We start from the raw sequence: 14,404 nt of genomic DNA on the forward strand, positions 1-14,404 counted from the left end.
TCAGGCGCGAGGAAAGAAGTGGGTGTCTCCTTAGAAAGGAGAACCGGTATGAAACTATTCGTAGCCTTTGTGGTGTTAATGGTTTTAGCCACTCCATTACACTAACCCGAAAGGGGGGCTCGCCGTTAAGGCGGGCTTCACCACGGGGGCTATTGTATCTGCTCCTAGATAAAAACAACATTAATCACTCCACTCCCTCAAAGGCATTAAAAACCATATACCCAGCCACAAAGACCAAGGCGACACAACACACCAGCAGCGCGATAAAAAGCTTGTTTGCCATCACTTGCTCTTGCTGAAGAAGTCTTTGGGGCAGAGGCTTATGATCGCCTAGTGTCTATGGGCTGGGCGCATGACAAGACCCAAATTTTAGAGTGGTGTTTAAAAGCCATAGAGCTAGGCAACACGCGCCTTTATGGCTATGTGGCAGAAAGGTATGTTACGGGCAGTGGGTGCGTTAAAGATGAGAGAAAAGCCCTAGAATACTTCCAAAAGGCAATAGAGGTAGATGATGATAAGAATTACTACGCCTACTTTAATTTAGCCGAGTTGTATTTTGATGGCGGTGAGGTGGTTAAGCAAGACTACACCAAAGCTCTAGAGTATTACACATTAGTCGCCAACGGGGCGGATTGCGAAGAGCCTTGTTACGATGAGGCTTTGCGTAGGTTAAGCAAAATCTATGACAAGGGCTTGGGTGTAACGCCCGACCCCCTCAAGGCATTTGAATATCTTAAAAAGGCTTGTGGAGAGTGGGAGTAAATAGCCCCTTCGGGCTCTTTACTTGTAGCCCTTTGAGTAGTTTGCTCTTCCCCTTTGGGCCATTTGCAAACTCACAACCGCCCTAGCAGCTCTTGACTGATTTTTTTGCGTAAGTGTAATAGGGGTTCAGAGTCACAAGCTAGGGCTTTGAGGCACAGGCTAAAGTAGCCATCGGGCAGTTTTGAGGCTAAAACGCCCATCCTAACTTGCCCTCTCAAAAGTCCTAAAAACTCGAGCAAAGTGTAGCTCTTTAATTCTTGTCTTTTTCTATTATTGGTATTGGATCAAAAATACTCCAATCAGGAGAATCTGGATTTTGTATTAAGGTTTTGACTGCCTTAAAAAAAATCCCTAAAATCTGGATTTATACGGTGTAACTTTGTACACATCTTGTCATTTAATTCTTTAGTTTTGGCTTTAAAAAGTACCTTGCTGTTATTAATGTCTTGCATGTTAAGCAATATAACCCCAATCCCGTGGCTAGAATTTTGGAGTTCAAGTAAGTCTATTAACTTTGTATCATTTAGATCAATTCTTCCGGTTACTAAATAGCCTTCATGTGCCCAAGAGCTGTTACCAATGGCTTGCTTATAGTACTCATCGCAATTACTAAGTTTGATTTCTTTTTTGAGTTCAAAAGAGACTATCCTGATGGGTAGCTTATCAAGGCTTTTTAAAACATCCTCTAAGGCTTCAGAATTTACGTTAAAACTTTTGCGCTCAAAAGATACACCAATCATGTTTCTGTCAAGAAATACGCCAACCATATCCGGGTGTAGCCCTTCATTTTCGCCCTTTAGACCTTTTAGACTCCTCCTATCATAAATAGTCTTGGTATATAGGCCCATTTTGTGAAATGCAAAACAAGTTAAGAGAGAGTGTAGATCGCTTTCTTTGTAATTTTCATATCTTCCATAAATTTTTAGCGTAGAAGATGCTTGTTGTTTTGCGTGTGTATGTTCTTTTGCCACATGCATATTTTCAACCGGTGGTGCTAGTGGTAGCACTTCTTCATTTGTCATCTCTTCTAGGGCAATTTTAGGACGACTTGTAACCCTAAAATCATCTTGTGGAATCGTGTTGAATACAGCCACTAAATTCAAAAAGTAATCTGCGATTTCTTTTGTAAGGGTGTTTAAATTGCGGTTTACATAGCCATAAAGCAAGTAACCTTCGCTGTCAAACAATTTTAGAAAGGCAGCGCACTTCCTACATTCTTCTAAGGTTTCTGTAGATCGACCTATATAGAGGTCGAATATTTTGGGTTGTTTTTTGCGGAAGTATGTGAACCAGATATAAAAACCCTTTCGGGGAGTCGCTTTTTCAGAGTTAACAAAACTCTTTCCTAAGATATTTTGTCTAAAAAAGGCAATTGCAGGCTCATTAGCTAGGTTTCCAAATCCCGGGCTTATGACACATACATAGCCCCATCTTTCTAAAAAAGTATTTATTCTTCTTTGAAGTGCGCTGCATGCACCCTTTGGAGCTGTTGGAGCTGGAGTTTTTCCTTTTGTCTCCCATTCCTCCACTGCCTCATCTATCAAAGTTACAAATTCTTGCAGCAGCCCTTGAAATGTTTGTTTTTGCTCTTGATGCCACATAATTTTCTCCACAACAACCCTTTACAAAAAGTATAACCCACTAGCTTTTTGAAGTTTTCTAGAGGGATTTACTGCGATAACCCCGGATTCTAGCAAATTCTCGTTAATCTCCTCCAAATCGTCTTCCAAAATAACATGTAAAACACATATAATGAATATTTAAAAAACCATTAAATATATTAAATATTATTTAAAGTTGTATTTATTGCTCGATTGCTCGAATTATTTAATGCAAGACACCACTTTATAATGGTCTCTACCTATCTCATCTCTAGCATCTTGATAAATTACATACACGGCATAAAAATTCCATTGCAGTAGATTGTGGACTTTTAATGCCTATATGTGATAGAACGATCCATATCTCTAGTTTTTGCTAGAGACCAGAGCTTGCTACCGTCAGCAAGTTGCCCTGTCCTAGTTGCAGAGAATATCAATCAATGACTGCACTTTTAATCTCATCCTTGATATTCTTTAGTGTTGCACCGCTCACTTGGGCGACTTTAGTCCGTCTGCGTTTTGTGTCAAAGACTCTAATTTGGTGCAATAGAGCAACCTGCTCTGTGTTGTTGTCTTTAAAAGTGTATAAGAGGCACGCCTAGAAATAGCTTGTTAGATAAAAGTTTAATGACCAACACGGGGCGTGTGAAGTTTGCAGACTTGCCATAGACCTCATGTCCGATATTTTGCCCGATGCATAGCCAGTAGATATTACCAGCCACCACCTTGTGCGGTGGGTTTTTATCAAGTTTTTTCTTTTGCGTGTTCCGCTTGTCGAATACTTCATCCATCGCGTGTCTCCTCCTATCTTTCATTCTGTTTCATCTTTGTCTACATCCTTAGCCTCTTGGGATTGGTTTGCCATTTGTTTTGCTACAGTGTATCTTTTGTGCCTTGCTTAGGCTTTCTACTTCTTGTCTTTTATTGTCTTTGAATCTGACTATATTTTTTGAGACTGACTAGTTTGCAGCGTTCGAGTAGGTTCTTACTTTTAGTGCTAGGCTTAAAGGCTTTCTTTGGTCTAGTAAGATTTTATTAATGTGTTTTATTTCATCATCCCTAGCTTTTAAGCAGATTAATTCATAAAAAATCAAGCTCCATTTTTGCCGTTATTACCTCTAACAAACACAATATAGTTACTTTTTTCTCATAAAAACACCCCAACAAGAGAAAACGGAGGTAGGAATTTTTACATGTAAGATGAAAGCCCGTTTGTCAAGCTGTGTTTTTAAACAATAAATATTGTATTAAACATAATAATTAATATTTCATTGCCCGTTTGATATGGGTTAATAAGTTTTATTAAAAGGATTGTGTTTTGATAGTTTTACTATCAAAGTATTAATATATTTAAACAAGAGGATAAGATGCCAACTTACTTAGTGGTGTTCATATTGGTCTTGATTACTCAATCCCACAATATCACTTTCATAAACACCACTTTTGACAATGCTATGAAATTGTTGCATTTCCTCATCTTGTGCCGCAAATTTATCCCCCTACTCTTTAATAAGCTCATATCCATATCTATAAGTTCGTATCTATGCCTCTCAAAATTGCCAATAGTTTCGGTTGCTTTCTCTGTTCGCTCACGCTCGTTCTGTAATTTTTGTTTGTTATCTTTTTTAAGTTCTGCACCTCTTGGGCGTGGGTTTGGTTTAGGTCTTTAAGATGTTGTGCTGCTGTTCTTATGCGTCCGTCATCACTTTTTATCTAGTCTCTTTGGCGATGGCCCGGTACTGTTTATGGGTGATGTGTTTGGGTCCGGTTTCTTTGGTAGGTCTGCCCCATTGCATTTGCGAGATGTTGGCTATTTCGGTTTGCATAATGATGAATTTACCGTAATTGATTTTGCGCCCGTTGTTTCTGTCAGTTGTTTTATACAAGGTAAAAAGCTTTAAGTGGGCGTAGTGATTGATACGGGCAATTCCATTTTCATCAACAAACCCCTCATCTCTATGGATTGATTTGATAGTACCGTAACCCGTATCTGTCTCAAGGTGTTTGGTTACCCGTTCTAAGTCTTACATAGTGTGCGTGGGTTTGAGATTAATGACTGCGCTTTTGAGAAAACTTTTTGATTGAAACTTTTGTCCCGTGTGTTTGTCGTGATTCTTAATTGTCTCGCTCGTCCATTGTTCTCGTAAAGCTACCGCCTCTTGGCATTTTTATCAATCTCTACGCCTCTACCCATGCGGTGTTATTTAGATAAAAGATAAATGGGGCAATGGAGCTGTTGTTGTGGTGTTCTTGGACGGGGTTTTCTCTTGGTAGGATTGTGATACCTGATATGTCCCGCATAAATGCCTCCTATGTTTTAGAGTTGAAAAAATAAGTAGGGGTGTGTGTGAGTTGCTTTTTACTGATTTGGGTTTGGGTTTTGGGGTTGTTGGGTATTGTTGCGATGGTTGTTGTTGGGGAGCAGGTTGAGGTGTAGATTGTAAAGTTTGGCGTGCTTGTCTAGGCTTGTGGGATTCTTGGGGAGCTTTGTCTCATCTGCATAACTTGAAACCTTTGTTAAGTCCCTAGAAAAACACAGACTCTTTATCAACCAAAAATTGCTGAATATGCTTTTTGAGAGTTAGAAACTTATTTAGAACTTTTAGTCAGCTTACAATGTTCTACCTATGCCCTGTATTGAGAAAACATTTAAATGCATTGCTAAAGCATAAAGGTTTTACAAGTGCACAAAATGCTATGATTTAGTAAAAAATAAAGGTCTATGTGGGTTCGTGGTTGGTTTTAGGTGTCCACCTTTTAGCACTGCTCACCCCGGGTCCGGACTTTTTGCTTATCAGTTCCTACGCCCTAAAAACCCGCTCCGCACACGCTTTTAAGGCGGTCTTGGGCGTGGTGCCGGACAATTTTGTGTGGATTGTGCTATCTTTATTCGGCTTAAAAGGTTTGTTTGCCGCTTTCCCACTGCTGCAAACGCTTTTAGTCCTCTCGGGGGCGTGTTATCTGCTCTACTTGGCTTTTTGTGCCTAAAGCCTCGCCCATCAAGTTCAAGTCCGCGAGCACCAGGTAGACCTTTTTAAGCGGGTTTCTCACCAATGTCCTAAACCCTAAAGCCATGCTCTACTTTTGCAGCATTTTCTATGCCAAGCACTACAAGACCGCCGATCACCTCTGTACCTTGTTCTTCGGCGTCTTTGTCATTTACATCTTAGCCCACCACATTAAAGCATGGCTTTAAAGAAGGCATGGCTCTAGGGGGTTATTTTTGTTCGGGTTGCCAAATGGTTTTTTCTGAGGGGGTGTAATCTTTTTCATCCTCTAAGATTTGTTGTTTGGTTTCGCTGCAAGCAGTGTATAAGAAAGCTAAAATCCCCACCAAAAGCAATGCGCGCATCCGCAATCCTTTCAAAGAATTTAAACGCTCATTATAAACCCAAAAAGTTAAAGAGCCCTAAATACCCCTAGCCGCCGCCACGCTTTTTTGCGCAATTTGCGTGATTTTCGCCCACTCTTTGGCCTGCACCAACTCTTTAGGGGCGAGCCACGAACCCCCCACACAGAGCACATTAGGCAACTTGAGGTAATCGCCCATGTTCTCTAAAGAAATCCCCCCCGTGGGACAGAAAAATGCCTCTAAAAAGGGGCCCGCAAAGGATTTTAACATCGCCACCCCCCCAGCCACTTGTGCGGGGAAAAACTTTAAATGTTTCAAGCCATGCTCTAAAGCCAACATCACCTCGCTGCCGCTGGCCACCCCAGGGACAAGTGGGATTGGACTCTCTTTAGAGGCGTTGGCTAGGGCTAAGGTGAGCCCGGGGCTTATGGCAAACTTGGCTCCCGCTTGCTCTGCGCGCTTCAAGTCCGTGGGGTTTAACACCGTGCCCGCCCCCACAATCGCCTCGGGCACTTCTTGGGCAATGTTGTTAATCGCCTCTAGGGCTTCTTTGGTGCGCAAAGTGATCTCGAGCACCTTAATCCCTCCCTGCACCAACGCTCTAGCTAAAGGCACGGCATCTTTTGCCTCTTCAACGACCATCACGGGGATGATAGGCCCAGCGTTTAAAATGTCAAAAGCTTGCATGGTTATTCTCCAAAGATCACAGCACCCGTTTCAGTACTGCCAGCTAAAAGGCGCAGCCCAGCAAAGAGTTCACGCCCGCTCCCAAAGGGTTCACGCAAAAAGGGCACGGAGGGCAGACGCGCCTCCCACTCTTGATCTTCTATTAACACTTGCAACACGCCCTCTCTTGCGTCTAAAAGCAGCATGTCCCCGTCTTTAATTTTGGCAATCCCTCCGCCTAAAAGGGCTTCAGGGCTCACTTGGATAGCCGCGGGCACCTTGCCCGATGCCCCGCTCATGCGCCCGTCTGTCACCAAGGCGACCTGAAAGCCCTGATTTTGCAAAGAGCCTAAAATGGGGGTGAGTTTGTGCAATTCGGGCATACCATTGGCGCGTGGCCCCTGATAGGGCAAAATGGCGATGAAGTCCCTTTGCAGTTCTTGGCGGTTGAAACGCTCGATCAAGTCTTGTTGGGATTCAAAGACGATGGCGGGAGCTTTGATGGTGTGGTGCTTGGCATCAATGGCAGACACTTTAATCACCGCCCGTCCCACATTGCCCTTAAGGATCTCCAGCCCTCCATTTAGCGAAAAGGGCTCTTGCACACCCCTTAAAATGTCGGTGTTTTGGCTCTCTTTTGCGCCCTCTTTGTAGACCACTTGATCCCCCTCCAAATAGGGGTTTTGGCTGTAAGCCTCTAAGCCCTGCCCTATGATCGTGTCGCAATCTGCGTGCAGTAAGCCGGCGTTTAAAAGTTCGCGCACCACGAAGGCCAACCCCCCCGCCGCCTCAAATTGGTTCACATCGGCCTGCCCATTGGGGTAAATCTTGGCAAGCAGGGGGGTGATTTTAGAAATGGCGGCAAAGTCGTCCCAGTTGATGATGATCCCGGCGGCCTTGGCGATGGCGACTAGGTGGATGGTGTGGTTGGTAGAGCCCCCGGTCGCCATAAGCCCCACCATTGCGTTGACAATGTTTTTTTCACTGATCATTTCCCCAATGGGTTTAGGTGTCTTGGTTGCCATTAAGGCGGCGGCCTTGTGCACGAGGGCTTTTCTTAGGGGGGTGTTGGGGTTGATAAAGGCGGAGTTTGGTAGGTGCAAGCCCATCAGCTCCACCATCATTTGGTTGGAGTTGGCGGTGCCATAAAAAGTACAAGTGCCCTCTGCGTGGTAAGACTGCATTTCGCTCTCTAAAAGCTCTTGCCTAGACACCTTGCCCTGCGCAAAGAGTTCGCGCACCTTGGATTTTTGGGCGTTGGCTAGCCCACTTGTCATAGGCCCGGCGGGGATAAAAATCGCGGGCAAATGCCCGAAACTAAGCGCCCCGATTAAAAGCCCGGGCACGATTTTATCGCACACGCCTAGGTAAAATGCCCCGTCAAAGACATTGTGCGAGAGCGCGATCGCCGTGCTCATGGCGATCACATCGCGAGAGAACAAACTAAGCTCCATGCCTGCATAGCCCTGGGTGATCCCATCGCACATCGCCGGCACCCCACCCGCAAACTGGGCAAACGCCCCGTGTTGCAATAAAGTTTCTTTGATCCAATCAGGGTAATCTTTGAGGGGTTTATGTGCGGAGAGCATGTCGTTGTAGGCGGAGATGATCGCAAAGTTGGGTCTGTCGTTGTTTTTGATTTTGGCCTTGATGTGTTCGGGCAAGCCGGCGTAGGTGTGGGCGAGATTCGCACAACTTAAATCTTGGCGTTGGATTTTGCGCTGCGCTTTGGCGGTGCGCTCTAAGTAGGCTTCTCTACTGCCTTGAGAGCGTTCAATGATACCTTTGGTAATGTCCTCTAGGGCTTTTTTAGCCATGTGTACCTCCGTGTAGTCCTTTCATGGGCGCAATGATACTACAATTTTCAAAATTTCTAAAGGACAGGCATGCAAGAGTGTCGCTTTATTTTACTAGGGGCCACGGGCGATTTGGCCTTGCGCAAGATCTTCCCCGCCCTCTACAGAGCGAGCTTGTCGGGCTTAAAACCCAACATCACCGCTTGCGCCAGAAGCCCCTTAAGTACACCGGAGTTTTTAGACAAACTGAGCACCAAGGCTAAAGAATACATCAAAGACCTAGACCCCAAAGCGTGGGCAGATTTTGCCGCTAATATCAGCTACACCCCCCTAGACTTTAACAAGCCAGAGGACTTTAAGGCACTCAAATCCACCCACCCAAACACCATCATTTACTTTTCCATCGCCCCTGCGTTTTTTGCCAAAGCTTGCCAAAAATTAGCCGCTGTGGGTTTAAACGCCCCTAATATCAAAATCGTGCTAGAAAAGCCTTTAGGCACTAACTTACAATCTTGCAAGGACATTTGCGCCCAAATTGGCAAACATTTTAAAGAAGAGCAGATTTACCGCATCGACCACTATTTGGGTAAACAAAGCGTGCAAAATCTCTTTTACTTGCGCCACAACAACCCCTTTTTAGCCGGTCTGCTTAGCGCACACTACTTAGACCATGTGCAAATTAGCGTGCTAGAGACTTTAGGGGTGGAGAGCCGTGGGGGCTTTTACGACCCGATGGGTGCGCTGCGTGATATGCTGCAAAACCACATGCTCGCCATGCTCGCTTTAAGCACCATTCCTGCCAACACTCCCACAGAGCACACTCGCCAAGCCAAATTAGAAATGCTAAGAAGTCTAAAACCCTTAAACCAAGAATCTCTAAAAAGCCAAGTCGTGCGGGGGCAATACATGGCAGGTGGGGGGTTTAAGGGGTATACAGAGGAAGAGCAAGTAAACCCCCACAGCCAAACCGAAACCTTTGTGGCTCTCAAATTAGAGTTAGAGCACCAAAACTGGCAGGGCGTGCCTTTTTATTTGCGCACGGGAAAGCGCATGGGCGCATCTTTGGTGCAGGTGGTCTTTGTGTTTAAGGGTCCCCCGCAGGCACTGGTTTATACGATACAACCGCAATGTTCTTTAGAGTTGCAGCTACAGGGCATGGGGGCGTTAAAAAGCACTCTAGACTCTGGGATGGACGCTTACGAGCGGCTGATTTTAGAGGTGGTGGCGGGCAACCAATCCCCCTTTAACCACCAAGACGAGCTAGAGGCGGCTTGGCGCTTTGTCGATCCCATTTTACAGAGCTGGCAAGAAAATTTAACCCCCCTACTGCCCTATGCGGCTGGTAGCTTCGGGCCCAAGGCCGCCTTTGATCTCTTAAAACAAGACAACCGGGAGTGGTTTGTCCATGTTTAAAATTGATTCATTCAACAGCCCCAAAGAGAGCGCGCAAGCTCTGGCCATTGAGATCGCCGCGCAGATAAGACGGATTTTAAGCGTGAAGGCGCACGCAGGGCTTGCCCTTTCAGGGGGCAAGTCGCCCATTTTGTTTTTGCAAGAGCTGAGCCAAATGCCCCTAGAGTGGGGTAAGTGCCGCATTAGTCTGGTGGATGAGCGGGTGTTGCCCCTAACCGACCCCGAGAACAACGCCCTACTGCTCCACACGCATTTTTTACAAAACAAAGCCCAAGCCGCCCCCTTTGCGCCCCTAGTTTTGGATGCGAGCGTAGGCACTGAGGAGCTCTTAAAACACGCGAGGGCGAGCTACACCCAGCCGGATTTAGCCGTGCTTGGCATGGGAGAGGATGGGCACACGGCTTCGCTCTTTGCCTGTGCGCCCGAGTATGAAAACGCCTTAAAGAGCCCAGAGCCCATTGTCGCCACAACCCCTACCAGCGCACCCTTTAAGCGCCTTAGCATGTCCTTAAATGCGCTAGAGAGTTGCCAAATGCTGTATTTACTCATCAGCGGGGATCAAAAAAGGGCGGTATTTGAAAGGGCGTGCTTTGCCCTAGAGCCAAGCTTGCCCATTTCTTACATTTTGCATTCTCAAAAGGTGGTTTGCCATGTCTACTGCGCCTAGTGATTACCCGCGCCTTTTAGCCGACATCGGGGGGACAAACGCCCGCTTTGGGCTGGAGGTCGCCCCCGGGCAATTAGAATCCGTGGAGGTCTTGGCTTGCCACGATTTTAACACGATCGTGGATGCTACAAAGCGCTATTTAAAGGACATAGGTGATCCCAGCGTGGCGCATGCCGCCTTTGCGCTGGCAAATCCCGTAGTGGGCGATTGGATACAGATGACCAACCACCATTGGGCCTTTTCTGTGGAAACCACCCGCCAAGCACTTAAGCTCACCACGCTTTTAGCCATCAACGACTTCACCGCCCAAGCCTATGGCATCTCCCAACTGCAAGATGAGGAATTGGTGCAGGTGGGGGGGACAATGTGCGTCATTGACGCACCTAAATTAGTGATAGGGCCTGGCACGGGGCTAGGCGTGAGCGCGCTCATCCCCTGCCATGACGGCTCGTATGTGGCGTTGGCGGGTGAGGGTGGGCATGTGAGCTTTGCGCCCTTTGACGACACCGAGATCATGCTGTGGAAATACGCTAAAAAAAAATACGGGCATGTGTCCGCCGAGCGCTTTTTAAGCGGGGCGGGGCTGGTGCTCATCCATGAGGCTTTAGCCAGCAGAGAGGGGATCAAGGCCTCGCAAATGACACCTGAACTCATCGGGGAGCAGGCTTTAAGCGGCAAGTCGGCGCTGTGCCGCCTGACCTTGGATATTTTTTGCACCATTTTAGGCACGGTGGCTTCTAACATGGCGCTGGTGCTTGGCGCGCGCAGTGGGGTGTATTTGTGTGGGGGGATCATCCCGCGCTTCATCGACTACTTCAAAACCTCCCCTTTTCGCGTGCGCTTTGAAGACAAGGGGCGCTTTGATTCGTATTTAGCCACCATCCCCGTGTATGTGGTGTTGGCAAAATATCCGGGCATCTATGGGGTGGGCATCGCCCTAGAAAACCACTTACGCAAAGAGAGCGCATGAAAACCTTGACACAACTGAGTGCCTTTCAAGCCCTGCAAGAACATTTTAAAATCTTAAAGGGGCAGCACATGAAAGACATGTTTCAAGCCGACCCCAAGCGCGCCACACGCTACTTTTTAAAAAATGGCCCCATTAGCCTAGACTACTCCAAAAACCGTATAGACGACACGACCTTAAAGCTCTTGAGGGATTTAGCCACAGAGTGTGGGCTAGCTGAAAAAATAAACGCCATGTTTAGCGGGAAGAAGATCAACAGCACCGAAGAGCGCGCCGCCTTGCATACCGCCTTGCGCTACCAAGACCAAGAGCCCATTAAGGTCGATGGTGTGGATGTACTGCCCCAAGTACGCCAAGTCTTAGAGCGCATGGAGAAATTTAGCGACATGGTGCGCTGTGGAGAGTGGCTAGGCTATACAAATCAAGTCATCACCGATGTGGTGAATATCGGGATCGGTGGGTCGGACTTGGGGGCACTGATGGTGTGTAAGGCGCTACGCCCCTTTGCCAGCCCACGCCTGAATATGTACTTCGTGTCTAATGTCGATGGGACACAAATACAAGGCGTGCTGGATAAAATCCACCCCGAAACCACGCTCTTCATCGTGGCTTCTAAAACTTTCTCCACGCAAGAGACCCTGACAAACGCCCTAAGCGCGCGCCAGTGGTTTTTAGCCCACGCACTCAATGAAGCCCACATTGCTAAACACTTTGTGGCGGTTTCTACGAATAAAGAAGCCGTGCAAGCCTTTGGGATCGACACACAGAACATGTTTAGCTTTTGGAACTGGGTGGGGGGGCGTTATAGCTTGTGGTCGGCAATTGGGCTTTCGATCATGATTTATTTAGGCAAAGAAAATTTTAAAGATTTATTGTGCGGAGCGTATGAAATGGATGAGCACTTTAAAAACGCCCCCTTTGAGCGCAACATGCCCGTGATTTTAGCCTTGCTTGGCATTTGGTATATCAATCTCTTTGATGCGGGCAGCCACCTCATCGCCCCCTATGACCAATACCTACGCTACTTCCCCCGTTTTATCCAGCAATTAGACATGGAAAGCAATGGCAAGAGCACCACTTTAGAGGGGCAGGCTGTGGATTATGACACGGGGCCCATCATTTGGGGGGATTTAGGCATCAACGCCCAACATGCCTTCTTCCAGCTCTTACATCAGGGCACACACATCAGCCCAATCGACTTCATTGTGTCCTTAAGCAAGGAGGGGCATTTACCCGAACATCACGACATCTTAGTGAGCAACATGTTCGCCCAAGCCCAAGCCTTCATGGAGGGCAAGGACTATAACCAAGCCTACCAAGAGCTCATAGACATGGGCAAAAGCGCAGAAAAAGCCAAGAGTCTCGCGCACCACCGGGTGTTTTCAGGCAACCGACCCAGTAATGTGATCTTGCTAGACACCATTTGCCCCAAGAGTGTAGGCGCGCTCATCGCGCTTTATGAGCATAAAATCTTTGTACAAGGAGTGATTTGGAACATCAATAGTTTTGACCAATGGGGGGTGGAATTGGGTAAAGAGTTGGCGGCGGGCATTTTGGCACGCCTACGCGGTGCTACGCCCACAAAACCCCTAGACTCCTCTACAAAGCACTTGGTAGAGGTCTACACCGCATTTAATAAAGGAGTTTAATGCAAACCAAGAGCAGTACTTTTGCGCTCGCAGCTCTCACCGCTTTGTTTTTTGCCATGGGTTTCATCACCGTTTTAAACGATGTATTGATCCCACATCTAAAGAAAATCTTTGAGCTCAGCCACGCAGAAGCTGTTTTGGTGCAATTTTGTTTCTTCGGGGCCTACTTCATCACAGGTGGGCTTTTTGGTAAATTGCTAGAGAAGATCGGCTATCCGACCGGCGTGGTGGGAGGCTTTTTGCTGAGTGCCATCGGCTGCATTTTATTTTATCCTGCCGCCTCCACGGCCTCCTATCCTATTTTCCTAGGTGCGCTTTTTATCCTCGCCAGTGGAGTGGTGTTGCTGCAAACCGCGGGCAACCCCTTTGTAACTCTCTTGGCCCCCGGCAAAGAGGCGAGCGCGCTAACCCTCGTGCAAGCCTTTAACTCTCTAGGCACCACTTTAGGTCCGCTCTTTGGGGCGCATTTGATTGCCTCCAACACGGAGAAAGTCATTGACAAGGTCAAAGAGGCGCAGTCCGTGCAAATTCCCTATTTAACGATTGCGGGAGCGCTCATTGTGTTGGCCATCATCGTGTATTTACTCAAACTGCCCGATGTGCGCGAGAGAGCCGAGCAAATCAGTGAACACAACCACGATGGGAAGAAGAGTGCCTTAGAATACCGCCACTTTGTCTTTGGGGCAGGGGCGATTTTCTTTTATGTGGGTGGCGAAGTGTCGATCGGCTCGTTCTTAGTCCTCACTATGGAAGAAATCGCCCACATCCCTGAAAAAGTTGGCTCGCACCATTTGATCTACTATTGGGGCGGGGCGATGGTGGGGCGCTTCATCGGTAGTTTGGCCATGCAAAAAATCGCGCCCAACACTTGTTTGGCTTTCAACGCTGGCATGAACATCCTCTTGCTCGCCATTGCTCTAGCCCTGCATAGCCCTATAAGCATTTACTTTTTGCTCGCTATTGGGTTGTTTAACTCGATCATGTTCCCTACAATCTTCTCTCTAGCCACAAAGGGGCTTGGCAGATTCACCAGCCAAGCCTCTGGAATCATTTGTATGGCGATTGTGGGCGGAGCGGTTGTGCCGCTCATTCAAGGCTACATCGCCGACATACATAACCTGGGGATTTTGATCTCTTACATGGTGCCTATGGCGTGCTATGTCTATATCTTGATCTTTGCAGTTTATTTCTACTCCGTGAGAGAACGCACACATTAAGTAAATATTTAAATAAAAGTGTTAGTCTGAGGCATGGATTTTTCCAAGAAAGGATTGAAAATGGACGCACAGCGAAGTGCTGAACTTGTCTTGCTACTAGACGCTTTGCAAAAGCAGTTGGGTCACTTGCAAACCGAATGCGAGGCCACTAAGGCACACCTAAACGCCCTTAGGGCACAATACGCCCAAAAGGCGCAAACTCCCCCCCCCCAACACACAGCGTAGCCCTAAAAGAAGTGTTCTAAACTTTAGGGGTGCAGCACCGGCACAGCCCGGCTTAATAAGGTTGCGTGCTGGCGCGCACGCTTTGATAA

General features: G+C 47.1%; 16 protein-coding genes. 8 read left to right on the top strand and 8 right to left on the bottom strand.

From position 1 onward, the window contains the following. Positions 1 to 276: 276 nt before the first annotated feature. Positions 277 to 762 carry a tetratricopeptide repeat protein gene (locus tag K6J74_RS05630; protein WP_221271303.1) on the top strand — a complete coding sequence of 162 codons (486 nt, stop codon included), beginning with the start codon at positions 277 to 279 and terminating at the stop codon, positions 760 to 762. Between the two features lie 71 nt (positions 763 to 833). Here the strand turns inward: K6J74_RS05630 and K6J74_RS05635 are convergent, their stop codons facing one another. The 5 genes from K6J74_RS05635 to K6J74_RS08655 all read right to left on the bottom strand — a co-directional run bounded on the left by K6J74_RS05635 (position 834) and on the right by K6J74_RS08655 (position 4,664). Beyond that, on the bottom strand, positions 834 to 1,001 hold the full coding sequence (locus tag K6J74_RS05635; RefSeq protein ID WP_221271304.1) for a hypothetical protein: 168 nt from the start codon (positions 999 to 1,001) through the stop codon (positions 834 to 836). Positions 1,002 to 1,100: 99 nt separating this feature from the next. After that, a complete protein-coding gene (locus K6J74_RS05640) occupies positions 1,101 to 2,375 on the bottom strand; it encodes a hypothetical protein (RefSeq protein ID WP_221271305.1) in 1,275 nt (424 codons plus the stop codon). A 563-nt stretch (positions 2,376 to 2,938) separates the two neighbouring features. Next, positions 2,939 to 3,154, bottom strand: coding sequence for a hypothetical protein (locus K6J74_RS08650; protein ID WP_260321545.1), 216 nt, complete (start codon positions 3,152 to 3,154; stop codon positions 2,939 to 2,941). 918 nt (positions 3,155 to 4,072) lie between these two features. Next, positions 4,073 to 4,249, bottom strand: a complete 177-nt coding sequence (locus K6J74_RS05650) for a hypothetical protein (RefSeq protein WP_221271306.1) — start codon at positions 4,247 to 4,249, stop codon at positions 4,073 to 4,075. A gap of 292 nt (positions 4,250 to 4,541) precedes the next feature. Then, positions 4,542 to 4,664 (bottom strand): hypothetical protein, encoded by a 123-nt coding sequence (locus K6J74_RS08655; protein WP_260321546.1) that lies wholly within the window; start codon positions 4,662 to 4,664, stop codon positions 4,542 to 4,544. A gap of 423 nt (positions 4,665 to 5,087) precedes the next feature. Between K6J74_RS08655 and K6J74_RS08660 the strand changes: the two genes are divergently transcribed. Beyond that, complete coding sequence (locus K6J74_RS08660; RefSeq protein WP_260321547.1) at positions 5,088 to 5,351, top strand: LysE family transporter; 264 nt, start codon at positions 5,088 to 5,090, stop codon at positions 5,349 to 5,351. Between the two features lie 229 nt (positions 5,352 to 5,580). On the opposite strand, the gene K6J74_RS08665 is transcribed toward K6J74_RS08660, so the two are convergent. Genes K6J74_RS08665 through edd form a run of 3 tightly spaced genes read right to left on the bottom strand, consistent with a single transcriptional unit; the run spans position 5,581 to position 8,198 of the window. Then, on the bottom strand, positions 5,581 to 5,715 hold the full coding sequence (locus K6J74_RS08665; protein ID WP_015107642.1) for an HP0135 family lipoprotein: 135 nt from the start codon (positions 5,713 to 5,715) through the stop codon (positions 5,581 to 5,583). A gap of 57 nt (positions 5,716 to 5,772) precedes the next feature. Next, a complete protein-coding gene (locus tag K6J74_RS05660; protein WP_221271307.1) occupies positions 5,773 to 6,402 on the bottom strand; it encodes a bifunctional 4-hydroxy-2-oxoglutarate aldolase/2-dehydro-3-deoxy-phosphogluconate aldolase in 630 nt (209 codons plus the stop codon). Positions 6,403 to 6,404: 2 nt separating this feature from the next. After that, positions 6,405 to 8,198, bottom strand: coding sequence for a phosphogluconate dehydratase (edd, locus tag K6J74_RS05665; RefSeq protein ID WP_221271308.1), 1,794 nt, complete (start codon positions 8,196 to 8,198; stop codon positions 6,405 to 6,407). Between the two features lie 69 nt (positions 8,199 to 8,267). Between edd and K6J74_RS05670 the strand changes: the two genes are divergently transcribed. The 6 genes from K6J74_RS05670 to K6J74_RS05695 are packed head-to-tail and all read left to right on the top strand — an operon-like array spanning position 8,268 to position 14,315. Continuing rightward, complete coding sequence (locus tag K6J74_RS05670) at positions 8,268 to 9,590, top strand: glucose-6-phosphate dehydrogenase (RefSeq protein WP_221271309.1); 1,323 nt, start codon at positions 8,268 to 8,270, stop codon at positions 9,588 to 9,590. Next, a complete protein-coding gene (gene pgl / locus K6J74_RS05675) occupies positions 9,583 to 10,257 on the top strand; it encodes a 6-phosphogluconolactonase (RefSeq protein WP_221271310.1) in 675 nt (224 codons plus the stop codon). The genes K6J74_RS05670 and pgl overlap by 8 nt, the downstream gene beginning before the upstream one ends. Continuing rightward, the gene (locus tag K6J74_RS05680) at positions 10,241 to 11,227 is read left to right on the top strand and encodes a glucokinase (protein WP_221271311.1); all 987 of its coding nucleotides are present in this window, start codon (positions 10,241 to 10,243) and stop codon (positions 11,225 to 11,227) included. The genes pgl and K6J74_RS05680 overlap by 17 nt, the downstream gene beginning before the upstream one ends. Further along, positions 11,224 to 12,873: a glucose-6-phosphate isomerase gene (gene pgi, locus K6J74_RS05685; RefSeq protein ID WP_221271312.1), complete on the top strand. Its 1,650-nt coding sequence runs from the start codon at positions 11,224 to 11,226 to the stop codon at positions 12,871 to 12,873. Before K6J74_RS05680 ends, pgi begins: the two co-directional genes overlap by 4 nt. Then, complete coding sequence (locus tag K6J74_RS05690) at positions 12,873 to 14,090, top strand: sugar MFS transporter (RefSeq protein WP_221271313.1); 1,218 nt, start codon at positions 12,873 to 12,875, stop codon at positions 14,088 to 14,090. The genes pgi and K6J74_RS05690 overlap by 1 nt, the downstream gene beginning before the upstream one ends. Before the next feature lie 60 nt (positions 14,091 to 14,150). Next, the gene (locus K6J74_RS05695) at positions 14,151 to 14,315 is read left to right on the top strand and encodes a hypothetical protein (protein ID WP_221271314.1); all 165 of its coding nucleotides are present in this window, start codon (positions 14,151 to 14,153) and stop codon (positions 14,313 to 14,315) included. The last annotated feature ends 89 nt before the right edge of the window (positions 14,316 to 14,404 follow it).

The sequence above is a fragment of the Helicobacter sp. NHP19-012 genome (genome assembly GCF_019703325.1).
In the GTDB taxonomy this organism is placed as follows: domain Bacteria; phylum Campylobacterota; class Campylobacteria; order Campylobacterales; family Helicobacteraceae; genus Helicobacter; species Helicobacter gastrofelis.

Coding starts and splice junctions, on each gene's coding strand:
- K6J74_RS08650 (WP_260321545.1), bottom strand. CDS start 3,154: ATGGATGAAGTATTCGACAAGCGGAACACGCAAAAGAAAAAACTTGAT.
- K6J74_RS08655 (WP_260321546.1), bottom strand. CDS start 4,664: ATGCGGGACATATCAGGTATCACAATCCTACCAAGAGAAAACCCCGTC.
- K6J74_RS08665 (WP_015107642.1), bottom strand. CDS start 5,715: ATGCGCGCATTGCTTTTGGTGGGGATTTTAGCTTTCTTATACACTGCT.
- K6J74_RS05660 (WP_221271307.1), bottom strand. CDS start 6,402: ATGCAAGCTTTTGACATTTTAAACGCTGGGCCTATCATCCCCGTGATG.
- edd (WP_221271308.1), bottom strand. CDS start 8,198: ATGGCTAAAAAAGCCCTAGAGGACATTACCAAAGGTATCATTGAACGC.
- K6J74_RS05670 (WP_221271309.1), top strand. CDS start 8,268: ATGCAAGAGTGTCGCTTTATTTTACTAGGGGCCACGGGCGATTTGGCC.
- pgl (WP_221271310.1), top strand. CDS start 9,583: ATGTTTAAAATTGATTCATTCAACAGCCCCAAAGAGAGCGCGCAAGCT.
- K6J74_RS05680 (WP_221271311.1), top strand. CDS start 10,241: ATGTCTACTGCGCCTAGTGATTACCCGCGCCTTTTAGCCGACATCGGG.
- pgi (WP_221271312.1), top strand. CDS start 11,224: ATGAAAACCTTGACACAACTGAGTGCCTTTCAAGCCCTGCAAGAACAT.
- K6J74_RS05690 (WP_221271313.1), top strand. CDS start 12,873: ATGCAAACCAAGAGCAGTACTTTTGCGCTCGCAGCTCTCACCGCTTTG.
- K6J74_RS05695 (WP_221271314.1), top strand. CDS start 14,151: ATGGACGCACAGCGAAGTGCTGAACTTGTCTTGCTACTAGACGCTTTG.